This window comes from Enterococcus sp. AMC2644, assembly GCF_058216475.1.
Genome location: NZ_CM177095.1, coordinates 36,016 through 62,530, shown reverse-complemented (window position 1 = coordinate 62,530; position 26,515 = coordinate 36,016). Strand labels below are relative to the sequence as shown.

The following is a 26,515-nucleotide window of genomic DNA, read 5'->3' as shown; positions in this document are numbered from 1 at the left end:
GAGGAAAGTTCAACTATTTTTGCTGGAAGTCTAAACAAAGTAATTATTTTATATGTTTTCAATTAAACAGAAAACATTCATGATAGTTATTTATTGATTTTCAATAAAGTGATACAATACAGTGAAAACAAAATGCTAAATCAAAGCATGAAAACTAAAAGGAGGACATTATGGCGATTAGTGAAGAACAAGTAAAGCATGTTGCCAAGTTAGCAAAATTATCTTTTTCAGATGATGAGCTACAAGACTTTACCGTACAATTAGGAAAAATTATTGATATGGTGGAAACGTTAGGAGAAGTGGATACAGAAGGTGTACCATTTACTTCAAATGTTGTAGATACAATCAATGTATTAAGAAAAGATGAAGCAGTTGAAGGCTGGAATCGCGATGAATTAATGCGCAATGTTCCCGAATCAGAAAATGGCTTTATTAAAGTACCTGCAATTATTGATAATGGGGAGGCAGGAGCATAATGACAAAATTATACGATAAAAGTCTAGAAGAATTGCATTCTCTATTGGTTTCTAAAGAAATTACTGCAACTGACCTAACTCAAGCAACATTAGAACGTATCAAAGAAACAGAACCTCAAGTTGAATCATTTATTACAATTAGTGAAGAAAAAGCACTAGAATTAGCTAAAGCAATTGATTTGAAAGGTGTATCAGAAGAAGCTGTTTTATCAGGTATTCCAATTGGTATTAAAGATAATATTGTGACTCGTGACATCTTAACAACTGCTGCATCAAAAATGCTTTATAACTTCGATCCAATCTATGATGCAACTGTTATGGATAAAGTCTATCAAGCTGATATGATTCCTGTTGGTAAATTAAACATGGACGAATTTGCAATGGGCGGAAGTTCAGAAACTTCTCACTTCAAGAAAACTAAAAATGCATGGGATCATACAAAAGTACCTGGTGGATCATCTGGTGGTTCAGCAGCCGCTGTTGCTTCTGGTCAAGTTCCTGTTGCTCTAGGAACAGATACAGGTGGTTCAATTCGCCAACCAGCTTCATTTAATGGGATTGTTGGAATGAAACCAACATATGGTCGTGTTTCACGTTTTGGTTTAATCGCTTTTGCATCTTCGCTAGATCAAATTGGCCCGTTGACTCGCAATGTTAAAGATAACGCCTTAGCATTGAACGCTATTAGTGGTTATGATCCAAAAGATGGAACTTCAGCAGGTGTTAGCGTTCCTGATTTTACAGCTGGCTTAACAGGCGATATTAAAGGCATGAAAATTGCTTTACCAAAAGAATATTTGGGTGAAGGAGTCGATGCTGATGTGAAAGCAGCCATCCTTAAAGCCGCAGAGACGTTCCGTGCGTTAGGAGCAACTGTTGAAGAAGTCAGCTTGCCACATTCAAAATATGGTGTAGCCGTATATTATATTATTGCCTCTTCAGAAGCTAGTTCAAACTTACAACGTTTTGATGGTATTCGTTATGGCTATCGTTCAGAAAATGTGAATAGTTTAGATGATGTTTATGTAAACTCTCGTAGTGAAGGGTTTGGTACAGAAGTAAAACGTCGTATTATGTTAGGAACATTCTCACTAAGTGCGGGTTATTATGATGCTTACTTCAAAAAAGCTGGCCAAGTCCGTACGTTAATTAAACAAGACTTCGATAAAGTCTTTGCTGATTATGATTTAATCATGGGACCATCGTCACCAAACGTTGCGTATGGTATTGGTGAAAATATTAATGATCCAATTAAAATGTATATGAGTGATATTTTAACGATTCCAGTAAACTTAGCTGGTTTACCGGGAATGTCATTGCCAGCAGGTTTCTCAGAAGGCTTACCAATTGGCTTACAATTAATCGGTAAACATTTTGATGAAAATACGATGTACAAAGCTGCATATGCGTTTGAGCAAGCAACTGATTTCCATACAAAAAAACCAGTGATTTTAGGAGGAAATAGCTAATGAACTTCGAAACAGTCATTGGGCTTGAAGTCCACGTAGAATTAAAAACAAACTCGAAAATTTTCTCTCCTGCTCCAGCACATTTTGGAGCAGAACCAAATAGCAATACACACATCATTGACTGGGGTTACCCAGGTGTGTTGCCTGTGATGAATAAAACTGCTTTAGAATTTGGGATGAAAGCAGCTCTTGCATTGAATTGTGAAATTTCAAAAGATACACATTTTGACCGCAAAAACTACTTCTATCCAGATAATCCAAAAGCTTACCAAATTTCTCAATTTGATCAACCAATTGGACATGACGGTTGGATTGAAATTGAAGTGGAAGGTAAAAAGAAAAAAATCCGCATTGAACGCGTTCATTTAGAAGAAGATGCGGGTAAAAATATGCACGGAATTGGTGGTTATTCTCATGTTGATTTAAACCGTCAAGGAACACCACTAATTGAAATCGTTTCTGAAGCAGATATGCGTTCTCCAGAAGAAGCCTATGCATATTTAGAAGCATTACGTTCTATCATCTTATTTACAGAAGTTTCTGATGTGAAGATGGAAGAAGGGTCAATGCGCTGTGATGCGAATATTTCTTTACGTCCTTACGGTCAAGAAGAGTTTGGAACAAAAACAGAGTTGAAAAACTTAAACTCAATGAACTTTGTTAAAAAAGGACTAGCTTTTGAAGAAAAACGCCAAGCAAAGGTTTTACTTTCAGGCGGTGAAATTCAACAAGAAACACGTCGTTTTGATGAAACAACCAATAAAACAGCGTTGATGCGTGTGAAAGAAGGATCTTCAGATTATCGTTACTTCCCAGAGCCGGATATTCCGCGTTTTGCGATTGATGATGAATGGATTGAACGTGTACGCGAAACATTACCAGAGATGCCACAATCTCGTCGCGCTCGTTATATGAACGATTTAGGTTTACCAGAGTATGATGCTATGGTCTTGACATTAACCAAAGAAATGTCTGACTTCTTCGACCAAGCGGTTGCAGCTGGGGCAGATGCGAAACAAGCATCAAACTGGTTAATGGGTGAAGTATCCGCGTACTTAAATAGTGAAAAACTAGAATTAGCTGAAACAAAACTAACACCAAGTAATTTAGCGGGGATGATTACCTTAGTTGCAGATGGAACAATTAGTTCTAAAATTGCGAAGAAAGTCTTCCGTGAACTGATTACAAATGGTGGCGATGCAAAAGAAGTTGTTAAAGCAAAAGGTTTAGTTCAACTATCAGATCCTGCACAATTACTACCAATCATTAACGAAGTATTAGATAATAATCAACAATCTGTTGATGACTTTAAAAATGGAAAAGATCGTGCAGTTGGTTTCTTAGTTGGTCAAATTATGAAAGCAACTAAAGGGCAAGCCAACCCAGGTGTGGTTAATAAACTGTTACAAGAAGAATTAGCAAAACGATAAGAGGGAATGTTATGAAAAGAGCACGCGTCATTTATAACCCCACTTCAGGAAAAGAATTGGTGAAAAAAAGTCTAGCAGATATATTAGATGTTTTAGAAAAAGCTGGTTATGAGGCAAGTGCATTTGCAACAACCCCCACTCCATTTTCTGCTAGAGATGAAGCAAGAAGAGCTGGAGAAGCTGGCTTTGATCTCGTTGTTGCTGCTGGAGGAGATGGTACCATTAACGAAGTCGTTAATGGTATTGCTCCATTGGAAAAACGTCCTAAAATGGCGATTATTCCTGGTGGAACAACGAATGATTATGCCCGAGCATTAAAGATACCGCGAGATAATATCAAAGCTGCAACAGAAGTCATTTTGAAAAAACAAACAGTTAAAATGGATATTGGAAAAACACCAAGCTCGTATTTTATTAATATTGCAGCTGGTGGTCATTTGACTGAACTGACTTATGACGTTCCTTCAGAGTTAAAGAGTATTTTTGGCTATTTGGCATATTTAGCTAAGGGTGCAGAACTGTTACCACGCATCAAACCAATAAATATGCATTTTAAATACGATACAGGAGAATACAATGGAAATGCCTCTATGTTCTTCCTGGGCTTAACGAATTCTGTTGGTGGTTTTGAACAAATTGTTCCAGATGCAAAATTAGATGATGGAAAATTCTCATTAATTATTGTTAAAACAGCAAATATTTTTGAAATTGTTCATCTAGTGGGTTTAATGTTGAATAAAGGAAAACATGTCAATGATCCACGAATTATCTATACCAAGACATCGCATTTAGAAGTTTCAACATCTGATGCAAATGAACGACTAATGATTAATTTGGACGGTGAGTATGGTGGCGATGCCCCAATGCGTTTCGAAAATCTTCATCAGCATATTGAATTTTATGCTAACGTTGATCAAATCCCAGACGATTCTGTCACAGGTGCAATTGATCCATTTGATGTGATTAGTAAAGAATTAATTCTTGAAGTAGAACGTTTGAATGACGAAGATATTGATGGTGATGGTCGCATTGCAGATGAAAAAGAATAAATTATTTAACTTTAAAACTAGAACGTTTTTGAGAATGTTCTAGTTTTTTAGGGTTGTTAGTAAGTGTAGAAAAGCTTAAACATTAAGGAGAAAAAGAATGAAACAATATCCAGTAACAAAAAACCAACAAATTGAAGCAACAATTGTCGACTTATCACATGAAGGAATGGGCATTGCCAAAGTTGATGGTTATCCCATTTTTATTGAAAATGCTTTACCGGAAGAAGAAGTACGAGTAAAAATTTTAAAAGTTGGCAATAAATTTGGTTTTGGTAAAGTAGTAGAAATTTTAAAAGCTAGTCCAGATCGTCAAACAGTGGCAAATGAAGACTTGTTGCGGACAGGAATTGCACCATTAAGCCATTTACGTTATGAAAAGCAATTAGAATTTAAGCAACACCAAGTCCAAAATGTTTTAACTAAAGTTGCTAAAATGCCAGAAATTACTGTTTTACCAACTTTAGGTATGGAAACACCATCTGCTTATCGGAATAAAGCACAAATTCCAGTTCGCAAAATCGAAGGTCAATTGGCCACAGGTTTTTACCGTAAAAATAGTCATCAATTAATTCCAAATGAAGATTTCTTTATTCAAGACCCAGCTATCGATGCAGCGATTGTTACTGTTCGTAATATTTTACAACGCTTCAATATCAAAGCGTATAACGAAGAATTTAACGAAGGCTTTATGCGACATATTGTTATTCGTCGTGGTCATTATTCACATGAAATGATGGTGGTCTTAGTCACTCGTAAGGCTAAATTCTTTAAAGGAAAAGAAATTGCTCAAGTAATTCATGATGAATTACCAGAAGTTGTTTCAGTTATCCAAAATGTTAATGAAGAAAAAACTAATGTCATTTTAGGAAAAGAAGAAAAAGTTTTATTTGGCAAAGGATATATTGAAGATGAGTTGTTAGGGAAAAAATTCCACATTTCTGCTAAATCATTCTATCAAGTGAATACAAAACAAACCGAGGTTCTTTATCAAAAAGCAATTGAGTTAGCTGATTTGCAAACAACTGATGTGGTCATTGATGCTTATGCTGGAATTGGTACAATTGGTTTGTCTATTGCTGATAAAGTAGATCATGTATATGGAATGGAAACAATTAGCGAAGCAGTCGATGATGCACGTGATAATGCTAAACTAAACAATATTGATAATGCGACTTATTTAGTTGGACGTGCAGAAAAAATAATGCCACAATGGGCAAAAGAGGACATAGCACCAAATGTAATCTTTGTAGATCCACCACGTAAAGGCTTAGAGCAAACTTTCATTCAAGCAACCTGTGATATGAAACCAGAAAAAATTGTTTATATCTCTTGTAATCCAGCTACGATGGCTCGTGATTTAGCTTATTTTGCAGAATTAGGTTACGCAACTGATACAGTGCAACCTGTTGATTTATTCCCACAGACAACACATGTGGAGACAGTGACGTTGCTACAAAGACGCTAGATCTAGAAATCCTTAATTTTAGGCAGTTTTATAAGCATATCGTCTTCACTGGTGAGGGGGATAAAATACGAAATAAGGAGATTCAAGACGACATTAATGTGTCGGTAGTTATGGATCTAGTAAGTGGGAACACAAAAGAAGAGGAAATTTGATTTATTATGGAAAGACGTTCATTGGCTCTTTGTCAATAAGAACTGATGAATTAGATTGAGGTAAATCCAAACCAGAAGGTGAGAACTTCTAGTTTGGATTTTTTTGTTAATGACTTTAGTCTGTTTCACTCGCAGAGCGTGTAAAACAAAAAAACGCACACTTATAGGCGTGGACGAAGTAGCTTTAGCGATAAAAAACTCCTTTCGATATACTAATAAGTGGCTACCAACCGCTTATCAAATCGAAAGCTAGCTATTAATTAGTCAAGAAAAATCTTGCGAAAAATATGTAAAGCCAGCGATAGAAAAAAGAGCGCACAAAATAAGCTGAAATGAATCAAATTTTAAAAATTATGGTTCGCTCAATTCAACTTGTTGTGGGAGGTGGACTTCATAAGGTTTGTTTTGTGTCCAAACGGCAAAAATAATATTCACTAGCTTTCGAGCGACTGCACCAATCGCAGTCCCATGTGATTTGCCTCTATTTCGCAGTTTCTGATAATAAATTGACAGAGCGGGGTCTTTGTTAGAGGCAATAAAGGCAGCTTGCCAAATGGCACGTCTTAAATATGGTGAGCCACGCTTAGATAGTTTATTTTTCGTTCCAGTGAAATCACCTGATTGATGAACAGATGCATCCAGACCAGCAAAAGCAAGTAATTGATTTGGACGTTCAAAGCGGTGGATATCCCCAACTTCGCCCATAATTACAGCAGCGGTAACTTCACCAATGCCGGTAATAGTGGTCAAATAGTTGTTTTGTTTGTCGACTAGTGTACTCATTTCAGCTTCAACCTTGTTTAGCTGGTTTTCTAATAAAGCAATTTGTTCCAACATCAATTGGATTTCCAATTTGAAGACATCGGTGGCGATTGAAACGCCAAAAGAGGTAGCAGCTAGTTCCTTAAGTTGTGTCGCTTTGGTTTTCGCTCGAACTTTACCCAAACGCTTTCCGCTAGCTGAGTTGATAAGTTCAATTAGTTTGGATGTATCAATTTGAAGTAAGTCTTCGGGCAAAGGCGATTGAAGCAAGACTTGCGTTGAAGAACAACCAAAGGTATCGGAAAAAAGCTTGTCATATTCAGGGAATACTTGATCCAAACAAGCAATCACTTTATTTTTCAATTCAGATGTTCGATCAACTAAACTGTAGCGAAAACGTTCAAGTTGCTTCAATTGAAAAATATCTTCACTTGGTAACTTCGTAGCATCAGGCAAATCCAAGCGAATCACTTGCGCAATCAACACAGCATCAACGGTATCAGTCTTAGTCTTACGAATATAGAAATCTCGTAATACGTCAGATTGAATAGGGTTGAACGCTGTTACTTGAAAATAGAGTCCATGAAGAAATGAGTAAAGGGATAGCCAGTAATGTCCCGTTGCTTCCATGCCAATTAATGTGTTTTCAGGAAGTAACTGATGTTGGTTGATAAATTGTAAAAGCTTTTCACTGCCTTGTTTTGAATTGGCAATGCGCAACGTTTTAGCAATTAATTTCCCTTGATTGTCTAACAGCGCAATCTCATGATGTCGTTTACCAATATCAATACCCATAAAAAACATACGCAACCAAACCTTTCAAATAAGGATTTCAGATAGTGGTTATCCTCTCTACTCTTGGACGGTATAGCCTCGTTCGATATTCAGAAACGACGTTCTATCTAGCTCATTCATACACTGTCGCAAGAGAAGAGGCGTCAGACTTTCGAAGGAAGACAATGCTTCAAGGAGTGAGCCTACGACCTCTATCTGCTTACTACAAGTTTAAACCAAATAAATGATTTAAAGAATATCCTGTCAGTGATTACTGACAAATTTGTTATACGAGGAGTGATTTAAATGGGAATAAATACTGGTTAAACTGTCCTCGTTGCGGGAATAAAACACGACTAAAAATATGTAAAGAAACCGTAATAATGAACTTTCCTTTGTTATGTCCGAAATGTAAGCGTGAAACATTAATAAGTGTCGAGTCATTGAAATTGACGATAATTGAAGAGCCAGACGCAAAGACGCAGAGCCGATAATTTGAGATGAACATTCTCATTTTATCGGCCTTTTTGTTAATGGCTTTAATCTGTTTCACTCGCAAAGCATGTGAAACAAAAAAACGCGTGCTTATAAGCATGGATTAAGTAGCTTTAGCAATAAAAAACTCCTTGGAATGATTGAATGATTAAGAAATTGGTTCGAACGTGCAGAAAATCAAAGTTTCAGAATAAGAATTCTAACAAGTTTTAGAAACGAGCAATTTTACAGATAAGTATGCCACTGTTCGCTTAAAGAGGAGATCGTAAAAAAATCATAAGAGACAAATTATATTTTTTGGAATGTTGGTTTTCTTGAAGTACCTATTTTTTATTTTTTGTGTACGTTAACTTGAACTCTTGCTTGTGTTAGAGGAATATAAAATTTATTTTCGGCAATTTTTATCCCATCATTCGTTGAAAGAATCTCTCTAAGAAGAATGAAGTGATTTTTTATTGAGTTTTCAAATGGTCTCTCGAACTCTTCTTCTTGGACGTGAACAAAAAGAAATTCGTAGTGAGCCATGTGACTGAAAAGGTAGATGGATTCTTCCATAAATGCCAATAAATGTTTTTCTGAATCAAAAGGGAGGCGTGCTTCTATAAATTCTGGATCAACAATTGAGTGGCAGACCACTATATTTTTTTCTTCAGATTGATACCAGCGCTTGATTCTCATAACCTGCTTTGATTGAATCTGGATCGTTGAATTGTCATGTTCGTTTACTGTATCTTTCAAATATTCAATTTGAACATTCGATATTTCAGAATTTAAGCTACCATAGATGGGATTTTCAAGTTTTTCCAATCCACTTTGGTTTGGGTTTGCAAGATCTTTGATTACAAAATTACCAAGTCCTCGTTTTCCTTTTATAATGCCATCTTCTTTTAAAAGATCTAGAGCACGACGAATAGTGACCCGGCTCATTTCAAGTGAATCAGCCAGTTCTATTTCATTTGGGAGTTTCCCACCACACGGGATTGTTCCAGTCGAAATTAGAGAATAAATATAATCATAGGCAATTTGAGATTTTGTTTCTTTTTGGATAATAGTTCCCTCCTAACTTTTAAAAATCCGAACGTTATGTAAAATAATACCATTTTTTTAGATATAAATCTTGTTAATTAATTAATAATTCCTTATATTAATGTTAGTAATTTATAATACAAATAAGTATTAAAAGGAGGAGCTTATGAACGAAAAATTTTTGTGGGGTAGTGCGACCGCTTCATATCAATGTGAAGGTGCTTGGAATGAGGATGGTCGAGTACCGTCATTGTGGGATGAATATCTGCATAAAAATCATCTGGAGAGTGGGGATAACGCATCTGATTTTTATCATCGATTTAAAGAAGATATTCGTATGATGAAAGAATCGGGACAAACAAGCTATCGTTTTTCTTTATCCTGGAGTCGGATTATTGTGGATGACAAGGGGACAATAAATCCCAAAGGTATTGATTTTTATCACCAAGTTATTGATGAATGTTTGAAAATGGGTATTGAACCGTTGATTACGATTTTTCATTGGGATTTACCTAATTTTCTTGAGCAAAAGGGAGGTTGGTTGAATCGAGCAGTTATTCAGTTTTATCTTGATTTTTGTAAAGTTATTTTCAAGGAATATGGAGAAAAAGTTAGACTATGGACCACCTTTAATGAACCGAGATATTATGTCTTTAGTGGCTATTTTATTGGTAATTATCCACCGGGACTAAACGATGCACAAAAAACAACGGAAGCTGCTTATCACATGATGTTGGCAAATGCAAAAGCAGTTGAATTATTCCGTAAGCTTCAATTGTTCGGTGAAATTGGTATTGTTCATAGCTATGGTCCGATTTATGGCATTGATGACTCATTAGCCACTCGGCAAGCCATGCGAGATGGGGATAATTATTATAATAATTGGATTTTAGATACAGCAATTTTAGGTGAATTTCCTCAGGATCTTGTAGACAAGATAATCGAATCTGGAATCAATCTTGATTTTGTTCATCCGGAAGACAAAGATGTATTTAAACAAAACACGGTTGATTTTATTGGCCTAAACTACTATGCGCGAGTGATGATAGGCCCTTATGTAGAGGGAGAAACTGTTTTAAACATCAATAATAGTGGGAAATCTGGCAAAGGTTCTAGTAGGATTATTGTGAAAAATTGGTTTGAGCAAATCTTTGATTTACCAGATACTGAATATACAGACTGGGATGTCGAAATTTTTCCACAAGGCCTATATGACGGAATTATGATGGCATATAAAAAATATAATATTCCAATCTATATTACAGAGAATGGGATAGGCGTGTATGAAGATGCCACAAAAGAAATCGAAGATGATTATCGGATTTCTTTTCTAAATGACCACATTGATGCAATCCAACGAAGCATAGCAGATGGCGCGGATGTTAGAGGTTACTATGTATGGTCTACCATGGATCTATACTCATGGAAAAATGGAACAGATAAAAGATATGGATTAGTTGCCGTAGACTTTGAGAATGGTTTTATCAGACGACCTAAAAAGTCCTACTACTGGTATAAAGATGTTTGCTCAAACCAAGGAAAAAATATCGAAAGTGAGCGAGTGTACCATAGCAATTATATCAATACGCTTTCTCTTATGGAGGGAAAATAAGAATGAACAAAAAAAATTGGGGAACCCTCATTGAAGAAAAAATGATGCCACTAGCAAATCGCTTAGGCACACAACGTCATCTTGTGGCAATTCGGGATTCTTTTTTAAGTCTATTGTCTGTCAACCTTATGGGAGGGATTTTTGCTATTTTAAAATCTCCGCCAGTAACAGATGAGACAACAAATGGGTTCTTACTAGCATGGAAAAATTTTTCTGAATCAAATGGTTTTTTTCTCGATTGGATGTATTCATTTACCTTAGGTGCAATGTCGCTCTATATCTGTGTTGCTTTAACGCACTTTTTGGTTAAATCCTACAAAATCGACACAATTATTCCAGTTATCTTATCTCTAATTGGATTTATGATAATTGTGACTATTCCTGTTGAACTATCTTTTGAAATGAAAAGTTTAGACTTTACTTATATCGACGGAAAGGGTATCTTACCAGCAATGTTTATTGCTATCTCAACAGCTGAACTATATCGTTGGATGATTCAAAAAGACTTCGGTCGAATTAAATTACCCGACAGTGTGCCATCTAGCTTATCAGCAGTATTTGCTTCAATGATTCCAGGAATGATTTTGATTGCATTCTATGCTTTCATTTATGGAATTTTCAACGCAATGAATCAAAGTATGCCAGCCTGGTTGTTAGAAAGTGTATCTCCAGCATTTAGGTTAGCAGACAGTCTACCTTCAGTCATTCTGATTTCAGTGGTTGTTCACTTTTTCTGGTTCTTTGGTCTACATGATGCAGCATTAGCCGGTATCTTAGGACCATTACGTGATGGAAATCTTTCTATAAATGCTTCTGCTCGTTTGGCGGGTCAAGAAATCCCACATATTTTTACCACTTCTTACTATGTCTATTTTATTGTAATTGGTGGTGCGGGAGCTGTTTTAGGTCTGACGCTGCTTCTATCTGTATCTAAAGTAAAACAATTAAAAATTGTTGGTCGATTAGGATTTCTACCTTCATTGTTTGGAATTTCTGAACCTATTATTTTCGGTGTTCCGTTAATGTTGAATCCATTATTCTTTATTCCATTTATTCTAGCCCCAACAGCAAATGCAGTAATTACCTATATTTGTATGAATGTTGGTTTGATAGAAAAAACATTTTCAATGGTTTCATGGAATATGCCTTCGATTTTAGGTGGTTTTTTTGCTACTTTAGATGTTAAGGCAAGTATCTTGATAGTTGTTCTAATTATCATTGATATGTTAATATATTATCCATTCTTAAAAATTTACGAACATCAATTATTGAAAGTAGAAAATGCAAATAAAGAAGTTAAATAAATGAATAAGGCTATGGCAAACGCTCAAGAGTGTTTGTCATAGCCGTTTGTTTTAACAGAACAGAGAGAAGATATAGGCGAATGAGATACATACATTACGAGGTCCATTTAATTCAATGCTCAGAGCCATTTCTAACATAGTATCCTTACTGATCGATATAGATTAATTTTAAAGTATCAAAGAAACTTCAATAAAAAATGAAGAAAATATACCCTAAGCTATTTTTGTATGAATGAGTTGATTTTTTGAAAGATGTGGGAATCTTTCACTTGATTGAAAATTGTAGATGATTGTAAATGTTTGTTATTGTCGCTAAAATAATTGAACAAAGGGAGTGATACGATGAGTCTGTTAGAAGAAAAAGTTTTGAACTTTGCAAAAGATAAATGTAATGAAATAGCGATAGAAGAATTAGATTCAGCTTTTTTTACAACAGTTGACTTAGAAAGAGAGTTTTCAATTAGCAGAACACAAGCAAGCCGTGCTGCTAATAGCTTAGTGAATCAAAGAATTCTATTTAAAATCAATTCTCGTCCAGTACTTTTTTCTCTTACTGATGTCTTTAAAGAAAAATATATGTTTTCAGTTAAGCAAGAATATGAGAGCTTGAATCAGTTAAAACAAGAAATTGTGGACACGCCTGATGAAGTAGTGTTTGAACAAATGATTGGATATGATGGAAGTTTGTATGAAGCGATTGAGCAATTAAAGACAGCTATGCACTATCCAGAAAATGGTTTACCTATAATGTTGATGGGAGAAACAGGTGTAGGAAAGAGTTATTTTGTGCAAATTCTATTTGAATACATTATAAAAAGTAATCTAATAAATGAAAAAGCTCCTTTTATTACACTTAATTGTGCACAATACTACAATAACCCGGAGTTGTTATCTGGATTGTTGTTTGGATATTCAAAGGGGGCTTTTACCGGTGCTTATGAGAATCGAAAAGGTTTATTGGAAGAAGCTGATAATGGTTTATTGTTTTTGGATGAAGTACATCGTCTAAATGCAGAAGGGCAAGAAAAACTTTTTACATTTATGGATAAAGGATCTTTTTCTAGAATTGGAGAAACAAAAGAACGTAAAGCAAAAGTTCGCCTAGTTTTTGCTACAACAGAGCAAGCAGATATATTTTTACAAACATTTTTAAGAAGGATTCCGATACAAATTTATATTCCGACTATTAATGAGCGAAGTATATTAGAAAAACGACAAATTATTGAGTATTTATTTAAAAAAGAGAGTGGAAAAGTTCAAAAAATGATTGAAATTACTCCGGGTGTAATGAATATTTTATTGCAAACAACTTATAAAGGAAATATAGGGGAACTGGAAAATACAATCAAGTACGCTTGCGGAAGTGCAATATCTCAAAATGACTCAACCGAAAGAATTCAAATTAAAATCCGTGACATTCCCCAAAAAATATATGCTGCTATTGAGAAAAAGGAACTTATTGTCAGTTCTGATGGTGAAAATTTACTTTTCTCGACAAAAGGAGAAATTTCCGAATTTTCTAATAACGTTAAAGAATTACAAAAATTTATAGACTATTTGAATATAATTTTTACCCAGTTTGATGGTAAAACTCATTATGAAATACAACAGCGACTATTACAACAGATAATAAAGTTTATGGATGAGCTGATTTTTAAAGAGATGCAGATGAAACAAGTTGCATTAGAGAAGTTTATTTTGTCTACAATGCAAGATATTTTTAGAGAAATTGAGCATCAAACTAAATTCCAATATGATGGTAATGTTGTGTTATTCTTATCTCATTACATTTATAGTTATATCTTGAAAGGGGTCAATGTAAATAAGTCTATTAAAAGTGAGTTGATACACTTTATCAAAAAGAATTATAAACTAGAAATGAATGCCCTTCTTCAATTTTTACCATCAATTGAAAAAAGATTAGATATTACGTTTGCTGAGATTGATAAAATCTTATTTGTACTCTTCTTATCAACATTAAAAAGTACTAATAAAGGTATGGAATTTGATGCAATTATAATTGCACATGGATACGCAACTGCAAGTAGTATTTCGAATGTTTGTAATCGATTGTTAGGTCAAGCAATATTTACTGGTATAGACATGCCTATTGAGGCTACAATTCATGATATTTCAGAAAAAGTAAAACTATATATAGAGAGTAACCAAGTGGAACAAGGTTTGGTCTTAATGATTGATATGGGCTCATTGAACATGATTTATGAGGAACTGAAACAAAATGTAAAGATTCCAATTCTATTTATTGATCAATTAAGTACGCCTATGGCACTAGAAGTCGGAAATTTAATACAGCAAAATCGGACATTAGTCCAAATTGCGGACAGTATGTCTGAATCTATTATACCAAATATCCAAATTTTCCAACCAGAACAAAGTAAACGCAAAGCAGTTATTACAACGTGTTTTTCAGGTTTAGGAATTGCTATTCAAATTCAAAAATTATTGTATGATTGTTTAGATGGTATTCTTGATATCGATATTATCCCTATAGAGTTTCACGAACTGAAATCGAAAGGAATCACAGAAGCTCTAAGAACAAAATATGATATCGTATCAATAATTGGTACAAATAATTTACAAATTCCAGACGTTAATTTTTTATATTTAGAAGAAATTATTTCGGGGGATGGAAAACTAAATAAACTCTTTGAAGATATGTTATCTGAACAAGAAATTTGTGAGGTAAACAATCGATTAGTAAAGAATTTTTCATTGATACGAGTGATAGATTCGTTGACGATTCTAGATACAAAAAAAATCATGGAGTTAGTTGAATCATGTATTCAAAAATTGGAAGCTAGACTACAGTTAACATTATCTAATCCACGGAAGGTAGCTATGTATGTACATGTTAGTTGTATGATAGAAAGATTAATTCGTCATTCAGAGATCTCTGATTTTCCAGATTTAGCGCAGTTTTCATTCGATAATCAGAAAGAAATTCGTGTGATTCAAGATGTATTTAGTGTGCTTGGGCCTATCTATAGTGTGACAATCCCTCTGGAAGAAATTTGTTATATTCACAATATTCTGTATCTTGATTAGCGTGTCACTAATTGGCACGCTTTTTGCTTATATCTTTGTAAAGGAGGAAGAGTATGAATTATTTAATTGCGACCCACGGAGAATTTTCTAAAGGACTGATTGATGCTGCTAAATTGATTGTTGGGAAGGATAATGAAATTGATTACTTTTCAATGACGATATCTAAATCAGCAGAAGATGCCAAGGTGGAGGTTACAGAATACTTAAAACAAAAAGAAAACCAAGAGATTATTGTCTTAACTGATGTATTTGGAGGGAGTGTAACTAATCTTTTTACCAATCTATTACTAGAAGGTTATTCATTTCAATTAGTGACGGGAGTAAATCTTCCTATGGTACTAACAATGTTACTATCAGAAGAAGGCGATTCTGAAAATATTGTTTCCTTAGGAGTAGAAGAAGCAAAAAAAGGAATAATTCATATTAATGAATTATTAGTTAATCAAGGAGGGATAGACAATGACGATATCATTATTGAGGATTGATGACCGTTTGATTCATGGACAAGTTGCATTTGGATGGACGTCATCTTTAGGTGTTAATACAATTTTAGTGGTAAATGATGAAGCAAAAAATGATCAAATGAAAGCAATGGCATTGAACTTAGCTAAGCCAAGTAATGTTAATTTGTATATTCGCGGAGTTGAAGAGTCGGGAGAGATTTTACAAAAATTCCAAACCTCTAAAAAAAGTAAGGTTTTAGTATTAACCAAAAATACAGAAGATACGCGAAAATTGTTAGAAAATGCTGGTGATGTTGTTACTGAAATCAATATTGGTGGTTTAAGATATTCTGACGGAAAGAAAAAGTTGACAGATTTAGTAGCTGTTGATGAACAAGATGTAGAAAATTTAAAAGCCATTCGTGATATGGGTGTAGAAGTTGAATTCAGAATGTTACCTAGAGACAAGCGGAGAGTACTAAGTGACTTTAATATTTAAATAAGTGAAAGGAGGATAACGGATGTTAGCACAAGCATTGATGTTAGGTTTACTCGCAGGTATAGGGATTTTAGATGGTCGCATTTTTGGCCAAATGATGTTTGATCGCCCACTAGTAACAGGGGTATTTGTTGGTTTGATTTTAGGAGATATGAAACAAGGAATTATAATTGGGGCTCAATTAGAGTTAATTTGGATGGGAATTGCAGGTATTGGAGCTGCAACACCTCCAGATATTGTTACTGGAGGTATCCTGGGAACAGCATTTGCTATCATTTCCGGTAGTGGTGTTGAAGTTGCTTTAGCTTTAGCTGTACCAATAGCAGTTTTAGCTCAGTCATTAGGAGTTTTGGTTCGAGTAGTCAACACATACTTTGCTCATAAAGCAGATAAATATGCACAGGAAGCTAATTTTAAAGGAATTGCTTTTGCTATGTGGATACCAGTTCTACTATTCTTCTTAAGTACCTTTGTTCCAACTTTTTTAGCGATTCTGTTAGGTGCCGATAAGGTCTCTGGATTAATAGAAGCTATTCCAAGTGTTCTTTTAGATGGATTGGCTGTAGCCGGATCACTTTTACCAGCGATTGGATTTGCTTTATTGATGGATATGTTATTTTCTAAAAAGATGGCACCATTTTTCTTCTTTGGTTTTCTGGGGGCAGCATTTTTAGGGATTGATATTACTGCAATTGCATTGTTCTCAGTATGTATTGCATTTGTTTTACATTTTTATATTGAGCCGAAAAAAGCAGACGATAATAATACAGCTGATAATTTAACGGAAGGAGAGATTGATTTTGACTAAAGTATCTAATCAAGAATTAAGAAGTGTTTTCTGGCGATCATTTGCATTACAAGGAGCGTTTAACTACGAACGGATGCAGAATATTGGATATGCTTACTCAATGGTTCCGGTAATTAAAAAACTATACACAAAAAAAGAAGACCAAGTACAGGCTTTAGATCGTCATCTAGAAATATTTAATACTACGCCAGTGGTAGTACCATTTATATTGGGAATTTCATCAGCAATGGAAGAAGAAAATACTAATAATCCTGTATTTGATGAACAATCGATTGGGGCAGTGAAAGCTTCTTTAATGGGACCTTTAGCTGGGATTGGGGATTCTATATTTTGGGGGACGTTACGAATTATTGCAGCTGGTATTGGCGTATCGCTTGCTGCCGATGGGAATCTATTTGGTCCATTACTGTTTTTCCTAATTTATAACATCCCTAATTTTGCTCTACGAATTTTTGGTTTGAATTTTGGTTATCAAGTCGGAGTTAACTCATTAGATCGTATTCAAAAAGAAGGTTTGATGGATAAAATTATGTCAGTAGCAACAATTATCGGTTTGTCTGTTGTAGGTGGTATGGTTGCAACTATGTTGAACATTACCACACCTTTACAATGGAATATCAGCGGTGCAGAGATTATTGTCCAAGATATTTTGGATCAAATTTTACCAAAAATGTTACCGTTGGCTTTTACTTTTGTCATCTATAAGTTACTAAAAAAAGTGAGTGTGGCTTGGTTAACAATAGGTATCATAATTTTTGGAATCGTGATGCATCTATTTAATATTTTATAAAATAAAATTTTTTTAGGAGGAAGATTATGGCTACAATTGAAAGTTATATGTTAGAAACACCAGAAAAAATGTTGGAGATTATTGAGCGTTCAGAGGATCTATTTTCAGAAGTTAAAAAAGCAGATATCAAGAAAATTATTATTACGGGGTCTGGGACTAGTTACCATTCTGCCTTACAAATGAGTAAGCAAATGAAGCATTTACTTCAAATGGAAGTGACAGCAATTTATCCATTTGCCATAAATGAGGACACTTTCCTACAAGATAATGAACAAACTTTAGTTGTTGGAATTTCACAAGGAGGTAGTAGCTATTCCACTTATAACGCAATGAAATTAGCAAGAAACAAAGGGTGTCTAACAGCTTCAATGGCAGGTGGGCCAAATGCGTTTATCGATGAAGTAGCAGATTATATTTTAACTGTTTATTGTGGAGAAGAACTTGCAGGTGCAAAAACAAAAGGATTTTACTGTACTAAACTAAACCTATTACTACTTAGTTTGTATATAGGCTTAGAACAAGGTCGTATTAACTCAACTGTATTTAATGAGAACATTGAAAAGGCGAAAAATGCTGCGGGATATTTCAAAGAAGTGTATGACGTTTCTGAGAAATGGATTGAAGATCATAAAGAAGTTTTGACAAATGCAGAAGAAATCAGAATTACAGGACCAGCCAATTCATATGGTGATATTTTAGAAAGTGCTTTGAAATTGTTAGAAACGATGCGCTGTCCAGTTACAGGTTATGAATTCGAGGAGTTTATACATGGTATCTACAACGCAATTAATGAAAAATCAACAGTCTTTATTCTAGATGATGGAAGTGAATCACGATCTACAAAAATGAAAGAAGTCCTTTCTGATTGGTCAGATAATATTTATCTTATAACTAATTATGACTATGAAGCTGCTGATTTAGTATTACCGACAACACAGAACAAAGATTTCTTAACATTCAACTTTATTATTCCTCTACAATTAATTTGTGCGAAAATTCCTACACTACGAGGAGTAAATCCTTCAACACCCAAAGATCCAAAATTCCATATGAAGTTAGGATCAAAAAAGTTTAACAAATAAAATTAATAGGGAATGAGATTGGGAAAAAATTACCAAGTTTTATTCATAAGAAAAATCAAAACAATGCATGAAATCAATTGAAAACAGGTTTCATGTATTGTTTTATTTTATGCAACTTTTTACCAAACTCATTCGATGTTTACGATTAGTCTTTCTCGTGAATCATGTGTGGCATTCAACTAGTGATGCAAGTCCATTCGTGAGTAATTACTGACAAGAGTAGCGAACCACAAGTCGAAGTCAGTGATGACAGAGTAAAGGAAGTGATGTAGCAAATCTATCGACCCTACGAACAGAAACTTGACAATTGTTTTTGCTAAAACTTAAAATTTTCTGTACAATAACGTTTGAAAGAGGTGAACATAAAGTGAAAGAAGAATTATTGAGCTACCTAGAAAATCAAACCGCTTTCATTGATTTATTAGCTATTAATAAGCTTTTTACTGCAAAAGAACTAGCTTATATTTTTAATGTGAAACGAAATACGATTAGTCATTATTTGAATCAGCTACATGAAGAGGGCTTTTTGATTAAGATTAATTCCCGCCCAGTTTATTTTTTTCATAAAGAAGCTTTTGAAAGTCAATTTTACCCCTTAAATCAAATTCTGTATCAAAATGTAGAAGATATTCTTAGTGAGCGACCATTATTTGAACAGCAAAGAGATTTATTTTCGCTATTAATTGGACATGATAAAAGTCTAAGCCGCTGTATTGAACAAATTAAAATGGCTTTGTATTATCCTGAAAATGGATTACCAGCATTAATTACCGGAGAAAGTGGGACTGGAAAAAGTTTTTTAGTTAACTTAATTTATCGCTATTGTTGTGAAAATCAATTGATTAATGAAGAAGCCCCTTTTGTTACAGTAAATTGTGCGCAATATGCAAATAATCCTGAATTGTTAACGAGTAATTTATTTGGTCATATAAAAGGGGCTTTTACAGGTGCCGAACAAGATAAGCAAGGTGCTTTTGAAGCTGCAAATCAGGGAGTTCTTTTTTTGGATGAGGTTCATCGTTTGAATGCAGAAGGACAAGAAAAGTTATTTACATTTCTCGATCAAGGAGTTATTTATCGAATGGGCGATACGAATCATCCAATCCCCATCCAAACACGTATTTTCTTTGCGACGACTGAAAATTTAGAAAGTAACTTTTTAACTACGTTTATTCGAAGAATTCCGATTCAAGTGGAGTTACCAGCTATTTCAGAACGTAGCCATAACGAACGTTTGGAATTAGTTTATCGTTTTTTATTACAGGAGCAACATAAAATTAAATATCCATTACGTGTGACAGGACAAGTTGTAACCTTGTTAACGAGTAGTGACTTTAAAGGAAACATTGGTGAATTAAAAAATATTGTTAAAGTGACGGTAGCTAAAGCTTTTGCAGAACAAAACCAAAGGCAAGAAGAAGTTCACTTGACTATCTACCATTTACCTGAAAAATTATTAATAGCATCTAATTCAAATAAACAAAGTTATATGTATGAAGAAGTTGCTTTCAATGAATTGAGTGTTATTGAACAACTAATAAAGAAAAGTCAACCACAACAACAGCGGGTGATTCTATCTTTTGAACATTTACTCACTACCTTCCAACAAAACAATTGCCAACTAGAGGATTGTGAAGAACAGTTTATCAAGGAAGTAGATCATCTGTTTGACTTTTTACTATTTGAAACAGATCGTCAGCAACGTCATGAAACCCTAATTTATTTAACTCAATATATTAGGGAAGCACTTAAGCAGATGGAAGCAGCCTATCAAATTAAATTTAATGGGAACAGTATGTATGCGATTAGTTATTATCTTTTTCAAAGAAGTAGCAGTCGTTGGTTTCCTGAAGACCCCATGATTTCACGGCTGATTCAAGAGTTAGAAGAACAAGTTGAAAGAGCCTATCCGATTAGCTATCATTATGTTCAACGAATTTTAGAAGTATGCCAACCAAAAATTGATTTGGAAATATCATCAATGGATAAAGTTTTATTGACGATTTATTTAAAACGAGTAGATTGGACACGTGAATTGGTGATACCTAAAGCGGTGATTGTTGCTCACGGTTATGCTACTGCAAGTAGTATTGCCAACGTAGCTAATCGTTTATTAGAAAAGGATATTTTTGAATCATTTGATATGCCATTAGCTGTTTCACCTCAACGAATTGCTGAAGAAATTTTAGATTATAGTGAATACAATGACATTTCGAATGGTTTAGTAATTTTAGTAGATATGGGTTCTTTAAAAGAAATTTATCAGTATTTTCCTAAACAAATTACTTCACCAATTGTGATTATGAACAATGTGACAACAACTTTAGCAATTGCAATAGGTGAAAATTTACAAAAGAATATACCTTTAAAAGAGATGATTACTAATGCAGCAGAAACAGCAAAACTCGATTGGGAAATTATTTATCCTGAAAAGAATAAAATGAAAGCGTTGATTACCACTTGTTTGACTGGGATTGGTACAGCGACTCATATTTCTCATTTACTGGAAAAAAGTTTGCTAACTTCTGCAAATTTAACTATTCTTCCTTATGAATTTGATGTTTTACGAGAAAAGAAAAGGGAAGAGACTGTTTTCTCAATGTATGATGTATTAGGGATTATTGGAACAGACAATCCTGAAATTGAAGATGTTCCTTATTTATCTTTAGAGGAATTAATTTCAGGGAGTGAAAATCAGATTCTAGGTGAGTGGCTAGAATCAGTTATGACGAAAGAAGAGAATACCATTTTTTTAGCTAATGTAATCCGTAACTTTTCACTAGAAAAAGTTATTGATTCCGTAACTATCTTAGATACTGAAAAAGTTATGAGTGAAATTGAACTATTTATGCGTGACTTAGAAACAGCTACGAATTGTCCAATACCTAATGCACAAAAGTTAGCTCTATACGTACATGTTAGTTGTTTAATTGAAAGGCTAATTCGTAACGTCCCTATAGAAACGTATGAAAGATATGATGAATTGAGTCAGTGTCAAAGAAAAACACTTTCACAAATTAAACAAGCCTTTAGTGTCATAGAAACTGACTATAGTGTCAAAATCCCTGACTCGGAACTTGCCTATATTTATGACATTCTATTTAAAAAGACTGATTTATCAACAATTGAAGAAGATTTTTAATAAAAGCAAGTTGTTTGCCACTAAAGTTGGCACGCAACTTGCTTTTATTTAAGTGTAAGCGAGGTGAACGAAATGACTAGAAAAATTATTTTAGCATCCCATGGCAAATTTGCATCAGGAATCTTGACATCATTAGAATTGATTTGTGGAAAACAAGAAGGGATTATTGCGATGGATTGTTACATAACTGAATCTTTTAACTTAAGCCAAGCTGTCGATCGAATAATTTCAGACTATCCAGCCCAGGAGTTAATTGTAATTACAGATGTGTTTGGCGGAAGTGTTAATAATGAGTTTCTACGTTATATCAAGAGATCAGATTTTTATGTAGTCGCTGGATTAAATTTACCGTTTCTAATTGAATTAGTGACGAAAATCAATCTTATTGAATCAACAGATACTGCTATCAAACAAGCATTAATAAGTGCTAAAGAATCTATTCAGTTTTGTAATGATACCATCAACCAAGAAGTCGAAGAAGAAGAATTTTAGGAGGAAAAAATTATGATTTTATTAACACGTGTTGATCATCGATTGTTACATGGTCAAGTTGCTTTTTCATGGACACAAAATATAGGTGCAGATTGTATTTTGATAGCAAATGATGACGTACCTAACAATGAAATTCGCAAAACAACAATCAAATTAGCTAAACCTCAAGGGGTAAAATTAGTTATTAAAAATATTGAAGATGCTATCAATTCTCTAAAAAGTGGTGTAACTGATAAATATAAGTTATTTATCGTCGTAGAATCGATTGAAGATGCTTATAAGTTAGCAACCTCTTACCCTGAAATTAAACAAATTAATCTAGGAGGAATAAAAGCAAAAGAAGGTGCTCGAAATATTGGAAAAGCCGTAAACATTTTATCAGAAGAAGAAACATTATTAAAAGAACTAGTAGAAAAGGGGATTGAAGTCGAAATCAGACAAGTACCAAATGATAAAAAAGTAGCTGTAACTGAAGTGCTATAAAGAAAAGGAAGTGAAAAAATGGTTGTTCAAGCAATTTTATTAGGCGTTGTGGCATTTATTGCTCAATCGGAATATGCATTGGGAACGTCATTATTATCACGGCCCATTGTAACAGGGCTGTTTACAGGAATTGTATTAGGAGATATAAAAACTGGGGTTATCATGGGTGCAACATTAGAGCTCGCATTTATTGGTTCATTTTCTGTAGGTGCATCGATTCCACCAGATGTTGTGACAGGCGGAATTCTTGGTACAGCTTTTGCAATTACAGCGGGTGCTGGCACTGAAACTGCTTTACTTCTTGGCCTACCGATTGCAACATTGACACTGATTTTGAAGAATGTTTACCTAGGATTATTGATTCCAATGATGAATCATAAAGCCGATGCCTACGCTGAAAAAGCAGATTACAAAGGTGTAGAACGTATGCACTTGTTTGCTGGCTTTGGTTTATCACTGATGTTGGCGTTAGTTGTTACATTGTCATTTTTAGTTGGAAGTAAAACAGTTAGTAATTTATTAGAAATGATTCCTGGATTTATTCAACATGGTTTGTCTGTAGCAACAGGTTTAATTCCAGCACTTGGTTTTGCTATGTTAGCTCGTTTGTTGATTAATAAGCAAGTCGCACCCTATTTTTTCTTAGGTTTTGCTTTAGCGGCGTATCTATCTATCCCTGTAACTGGGGTTGCGATTTTTGGGGCAATTTTAGCAGTGATTATAGTAAATATTATGAATATTCGTAGTGCAGTACAAACAAGTACAGGGGAGGTAATAGACGATGACGAAGACTTCTAAATCAAATGAAATTACGAAGAAAGATTTAAATAAAGTATTTTGGCGCTCATTTCAAATGGAGTTTTCTTGGAATTATGAACGTCAAATGAGTTTAGCTTATGTTTATGCGATGATCCCGATTTTGAAAAAGCTTTATACGAAAAAAGAAGACATGGCGAATGCTTTAAAACGTCATTTAGAGTTTTTTAATACTACTCCACATATAGTTACTTTAATTTTAGGTATCAATGCAGCTATGGAACAAGAGAATGTAGAAGATGAATCCTTCGATGTTAGTGCAATCGATAGTATTAAAACATCTTTAATGGGTCCTTTAGCTGGTATCGGTGATTCTTTCTTTTGGGGAACATTACGATTGATTGCTACAGGAGTAGGCACTTCTTTAGCTTTACAAGGAAATATTTTAGGCCCCATTTTATTCTTGTTGATTTTCAATATTCCTCACGTACTTTTCCGTTATTTTGCAACAGGTTGGGGATATAAATTAGGAACAGGTTTCTTGAAAAAAATTCAAGAAAATGGTTTAATGACAAGCCTTACTTTAGGTGCCTCAATTATTGGATTAATGGTAGTAGGGGGAATGACTGCTACGATGATTGATATTACTATCCCATTGAAAATTGGCGAGGGAGAGAATGCTGTAACGGTTCAAAGTATTTTTGATGACATTGTTCCCCACATCTTGAATCTAGGAGTCTTCGGTGCAGTATTCTATCTGTTGAAAAAAGAAATTAAACCGTTGGCAGTTCTGCTGATTTTAGCAGTAGTAGGGATTTTAGGTTCATTAATTGGTATCTTTTAGGAGGTTAGATATAAATGGTTACAATGCTGGATTATATTCAAGAAGAACAAGAAACACTTTCATCAATTATCGCAAAGTATCGATATCAAAAAAATGAAAAGCTAGCCAAACCAAAACAGATATTGATTCTTGCGACAGGTTCTTCATACAATGCCTGTCTCGCAGCAAAGGTATTCTTCGAAAAAGTTAGTGGAACTACCGTAACTATTGAAGAACCATATCATTTTCAACATTATGGAAAATTACCCGCAGCAGTGGACGGAATTATTGCTGTGTCGCAAAGTGGCAAAAGCGCTTCTACAATTGACGCATTGCAAAAATTTCAAAAAAAAGGAGACATTCAAATTATCTTAACTAGTGATACCAATAGCCCGATTGCAAAACTTTCTGATTATGTAATTGATTTAGATATTGGCATTGAAAAAGTAGGATTTGTAACTAAAGGCTATGTTGCAACTGTATTACAGCTGATGTTATTAGGACTGACAATTGGTGCTAGTAAAGACAAGTTGAGTGAAACCGAAGTGAACGAATATATAATACAACTGCAACATTTAGTTGAACATATTCCAACTGTAATTGAAAAAAGTCAGGAATTTTTTGAAAAAAATGAATCAATTTTCCGTTTGGCCACTCGCTTTATTGGTATAGGATATGGTGCAAACTGGGGAACAGTCAAAGAGTTTGAAACAAAATTTACAGAAACCGTTCGTAAACCATCCAGTGGATTTGAATTAGAAGCATATATGCATGGACCTTATTTAGAGGCTGATGCAGAACATCTTCTATTTCTTGTAGAGAATAATAGTGTTAACGCCCGACGTTCTACAAAATTAAGAGAATATATGTCTCAGTATGTGGGGCATACGATGACGATTACTACTGAAGAAGTGGAGAATGAGCAAGCACTTTCGTTAAACATTGCAATTGATGAAAATTTAACACCTTTGATTTTAGTCATTCCTTTCCAAGTTTTTGCTTATCAAACGGCAAGAGTTAAAGGAATTGATTTAAGTAAACGTATTTTTGATGATTTTGATCAAGTATTAAAAAGTAAAGTATAGGAGTGGATAACATGTTAAAATTTGATGAAAAAACACAAATTAATAATATTCAAGGAGCTTTAGAATTACGTTCACAAGTAGAAAAAATTGTAGATGAAACTTTTAAAAAAGGTTTCGATAATATTTATTATTTAGGTATTGGTGGGACATACGCTTCTGCTATGCAAGCTGTTACTTATTTGAATGGTAAAAGTAATTTACCAGCATTTGTTCAACATGCGGCTGAGTATTATACAACAGGAAATCGTCGATTAACAAAAGATTCTGTTGTAATTGTTTCTTCTGTAACTGGAACAACTCAAGAAGTAGTGAGAGCATTAGAAGAAATAAAGAAAGTAGGGGCAACGGTTATTGGTTTTATTGATACAGAAGCAACACCTTTAGCAAATCTATCTGATTATGTAATTACGTATCCAGCACCAGGAACAGAACAATTAAAATTTTTTATGATAGCAGACCGTTTGATGCAATTAAATGGTGATTTTGAAGATTATGAAGAATATTATAGCGAATTAGATAAACATCTTGCTGTAGGGTTAGTTGAAGCAGAAAAAAAAGCTGAGGCATTTGGAAAAGAATTTGCTGAAAAGCATCGTCACGATGCGATGCATTACTTTATCGGTGCAGGAAACCAATGGGGAGCAGTTTACTCTTATGCTATGTGTTATTGGGAAGAACAAAGCTGGTTACGTTCAAAATCTATTCATGCTGCAGAATTTTTACACGGTACCTTAGAAATTATTGATGAAACTACACCGGTTACAGTCTTTTTAGGAGAAGATGAGCAACGTCCACTAAGTGAGCGTGTAGCTGCTTTGTTACCACGTATTTGTGCAAACTACACATTGATTGATACGAAAGATTATCCAGTAGAAGGCATTAGTGAAAAATATCGTGGTAGAATCTTATCTCACTTATTAATGCATTGTGTAACTCAAAGGATTGATGCGTATGTTGAAAAATTAAATTGTCATCCATTAGACATTCGTCGATACTATCGTCAATTTGATTATTAAAAATAGAAAATTTCTT

Annotated in this window: 23 protein-coding genes; 21 read left to right on the top strand and 2 right to left on the bottom strand. The window is 34.3% G+C overall.

Annotated features, from left to right (window positions below; translation table 11 throughout):
• The first annotated feature begins 170 nt into the window (after positions 1-170).
• The 5 genes from gatC to rlmD all read left to right on the top strand — a co-directional run bounded on the left by gatC (position 171) and on the right by rlmD (position 5,889).
• Positions 171-476, top strand: a complete 306-nt coding sequence (gene gatC, locus AC4BC5_RS00255; RefSeq protein WP_490496181.1) for an Asp-tRNA(Asn)/Glu-tRNA(Gln) amidotransferase subunit GatC — start codon at positions 171-173, stop codon at positions 474-476.
• Entirely contained in the window at positions 476-1,945 is a 1,470-nt protein-coding gene (gatA, locus tag AC4BC5_RS00250) for an Asp-tRNA(Asn)/Glu-tRNA(Gln) amidotransferase subunit GatA (RefSeq protein WP_490496180.1), read from the top strand. Before gatC ends, gatA begins: the two co-directional genes overlap by 1 nt.
• Complete coding sequence (gene gatB / locus AC4BC5_RS00245) at positions 1,945-3,375, top strand: Asp-tRNA(Asn)/Glu-tRNA(Gln) amidotransferase subunit GatB (RefSeq protein ID WP_490496179.1); 1,431 nt, start codon at positions 1,945-1,947, stop codon at positions 3,373-3,375. The genes gatA and gatB overlap by 1 nt, the downstream gene beginning before the upstream one ends.
• A gap of 11 nt (positions 3,376-3,386) precedes the next feature.
• A complete protein-coding gene (locus AC4BC5_RS00240) occupies positions 3,387-4,424 on the top strand; it encodes a diacylglycerol kinase (protein ID WP_490496178.1) in 1,038 nt (345 codons plus the stop codon).
• Positions 4,425-4,521: 97 nt separating this feature from the next.
• On the top strand, positions 4,522-5,889 hold the full coding sequence (rlmD, locus tag AC4BC5_RS00235; RefSeq protein WP_490496177.1) for a 23S rRNA (uracil(1939)-C(5))-methyltransferase RlmD: 1,368 nt from the start codon (positions 4,522-4,524) through the stop codon (positions 5,887-5,889).
• 503 nt (positions 5,890-6,392) lie between these two features.
• Here rlmD and AC4BC5_RS00230 read toward each other — a convergent pair.
• Positions 6,393-7,607 carry an IS110 family RNA-guided transposase gene (locus tag AC4BC5_RS00230; protein ID WP_490496176.1) on the bottom strand — a complete coding sequence of 405 codons (1,215 nt, stop codon included), beginning with the start codon at positions 7,605-7,607 and terminating at the stop codon, positions 6,393-6,395.
• A 251-nt stretch (positions 7,608-7,858) separates the two neighbouring features.
• On the opposite strand from AC4BC5_RS00230, the gene AC4BC5_RS00225 reads away from it, so the two are divergent.
• Positions 7,859-8,071, top strand: coding sequence for a cysteine-rich KTR domain-containing protein (locus AC4BC5_RS00225; protein ID WP_490497574.1), 213 nt, complete (start codon positions 7,859-7,861; stop codon positions 8,069-8,071).
• 331 nt (positions 8,072-8,402) lie between these two features.
• On the opposite strand, the gene AC4BC5_RS00220 is transcribed toward AC4BC5_RS00225, so the two are convergent.
• Complete coding sequence (locus tag AC4BC5_RS00220; RefSeq protein ID WP_490497573.1) at positions 8,403-9,095, bottom strand: GntR family transcriptional regulator; 693 nt, start codon at positions 9,093-9,095, stop codon at positions 8,403-8,405.
• A gap of 169 nt (positions 9,096-9,264) precedes the next feature.
• On the opposite strand from AC4BC5_RS00220, the gene AC4BC5_RS00215 reads away from it, so the two are divergent.
• The 15 genes from AC4BC5_RS00215 to AC4BC5_RS00145 all read left to right on the top strand — a co-directional run bounded on the left by AC4BC5_RS00215 (position 9,265) and on the right by AC4BC5_RS00145 (position 26,499).
• A complete protein-coding gene (locus AC4BC5_RS00215) occupies positions 9,265-10,710 on the top strand; it encodes a glycoside hydrolase family 1 protein (RefSeq protein ID WP_490496175.1) in 1,446 nt (481 codons plus the stop codon).
• A gap of 2 nt (positions 10,711-10,712) precedes the next feature.
• Positions 10,713-12,014, top strand: a complete 1,302-nt coding sequence (locus AC4BC5_RS00210; RefSeq protein WP_490496174.1) for a PTS sugar transporter subunit IIC — start codon at positions 10,713-10,715, stop codon at positions 12,012-12,014.
• 342 nt (positions 12,015-12,356) lie between these two features.
• A complete protein-coding gene (locus AC4BC5_RS00205) occupies positions 12,357-15,080 on the top strand; it encodes a sigma 54-interacting transcriptional regulator (RefSeq protein ID WP_490496173.1) in 2,724 nt (907 codons plus the stop codon).
• Between the two features lie 53 nt (positions 15,081-15,133).
• The gene (locus tag AC4BC5_RS00200; RefSeq protein ID WP_490496172.1) at positions 15,134-15,565 is read left to right on the top strand and encodes a PTS sugar transporter subunit IIA; all 432 of its coding nucleotides are present in this window, start codon (positions 15,134-15,136) and stop codon (positions 15,563-15,565) included.
• Positions 15,540-16,022, top strand: a complete 483-nt coding sequence (locus AC4BC5_RS00195) for a PTS sugar transporter subunit IIB (RefSeq protein WP_490496171.1) — start codon at positions 15,540-15,542, stop codon at positions 16,020-16,022. Before AC4BC5_RS00200 ends, AC4BC5_RS00195 begins: the two co-directional genes overlap by 26 nt.
• A 22-nt stretch (positions 16,023-16,044) precedes the next feature.
• A complete protein-coding gene (locus tag AC4BC5_RS00190) occupies positions 16,045-16,830 on the top strand; it encodes a PTS mannose/fructose/sorbose/N-acetylgalactosamine transporter subunit IIC (RefSeq protein WP_490496170.1) in 786 nt (261 codons plus the stop codon).
• Positions 16,820-17,620 (top strand): PTS system mannose/fructose/sorbose family transporter subunit IID, encoded by an 801-nt coding sequence (locus AC4BC5_RS00185; RefSeq protein ID WP_490497572.1) that lies wholly within the window; start codon positions 16,820-16,822, stop codon positions 17,618-17,620. The genes AC4BC5_RS00190 and AC4BC5_RS00185 overlap by 11 nt, the downstream gene beginning before the upstream one ends.
• A 26-nt stretch (positions 17,621-17,646) precedes the next feature.
• Entirely contained in the window at positions 17,647-18,702 is a 1,056-nt protein-coding gene (locus AC4BC5_RS00180; protein WP_490496169.1) for an SIS domain-containing protein, read from the top strand.
• A 367-nt stretch (positions 18,703-19,069) separates the two neighbouring features.
• Positions 19,070-21,844 carry a sigma-54-dependent transcriptional regulator gene (locus AC4BC5_RS00175; protein WP_490496168.1) on the top strand — a complete coding sequence of 925 codons (2,775 nt, stop codon included), beginning with the start codon at positions 19,070-19,072 and terminating at the stop codon, positions 21,842-21,844.
• A gap of 72 nt (positions 21,845-21,916) precedes the next feature.
• Positions 21,917-22,336: a PTS sugar transporter subunit IIA gene (locus tag AC4BC5_RS00170; RefSeq protein ID WP_490497571.1), complete on the top strand. Its 420-nt coding sequence runs from the start codon at positions 21,917-21,919 to the stop codon at positions 22,334-22,336.
• A gap of 12 nt (positions 22,337-22,348) precedes the next feature.
• Positions 22,349-22,819 (top strand): PTS sugar transporter subunit IIB, encoded by a 471-nt coding sequence (locus AC4BC5_RS00165; RefSeq protein WP_490496167.1) that lies wholly within the window; start codon positions 22,349-22,351, stop codon positions 22,817-22,819.
• An 18-nt stretch (positions 22,820-22,837) separates the two neighbouring features.
• Complete coding sequence (locus tag AC4BC5_RS00160; protein WP_490496166.1) at positions 22,838-23,617, top strand: PTS mannose/fructose/sorbose/N-acetylgalactosamine transporter subunit IIC; 780 nt, start codon at positions 22,838-22,840, stop codon at positions 23,615-23,617.
• Complete coding sequence (locus AC4BC5_RS00155) at positions 23,601-24,419, top strand: PTS system mannose/fructose/sorbose family transporter subunit IID (RefSeq protein WP_490496165.1); 819 nt, start codon at positions 23,601-23,603, stop codon at positions 24,417-24,419. Before AC4BC5_RS00160 ends, AC4BC5_RS00155 begins: the two co-directional genes overlap by 17 nt.
• Positions 24,420-24,433: 14 nt before the next feature.
• On the top strand, positions 24,434-25,483 hold the full coding sequence (locus AC4BC5_RS00150; RefSeq protein ID WP_490496164.1) for an SIS domain-containing protein: 1,050 nt from the start codon (positions 24,434-24,436) through the stop codon (positions 25,481-25,483).
• Between the two features lie 11 nt (positions 25,484-25,494).
• Positions 25,495-26,499, top strand: a complete 1,005-nt coding sequence (locus AC4BC5_RS00145; protein ID WP_490496163.1) for an SIS domain-containing protein — start codon at positions 25,495-25,497, stop codon at positions 26,497-26,499.
• Positions 26,500-26,515 lie beyond the last annotated feature (16 nt).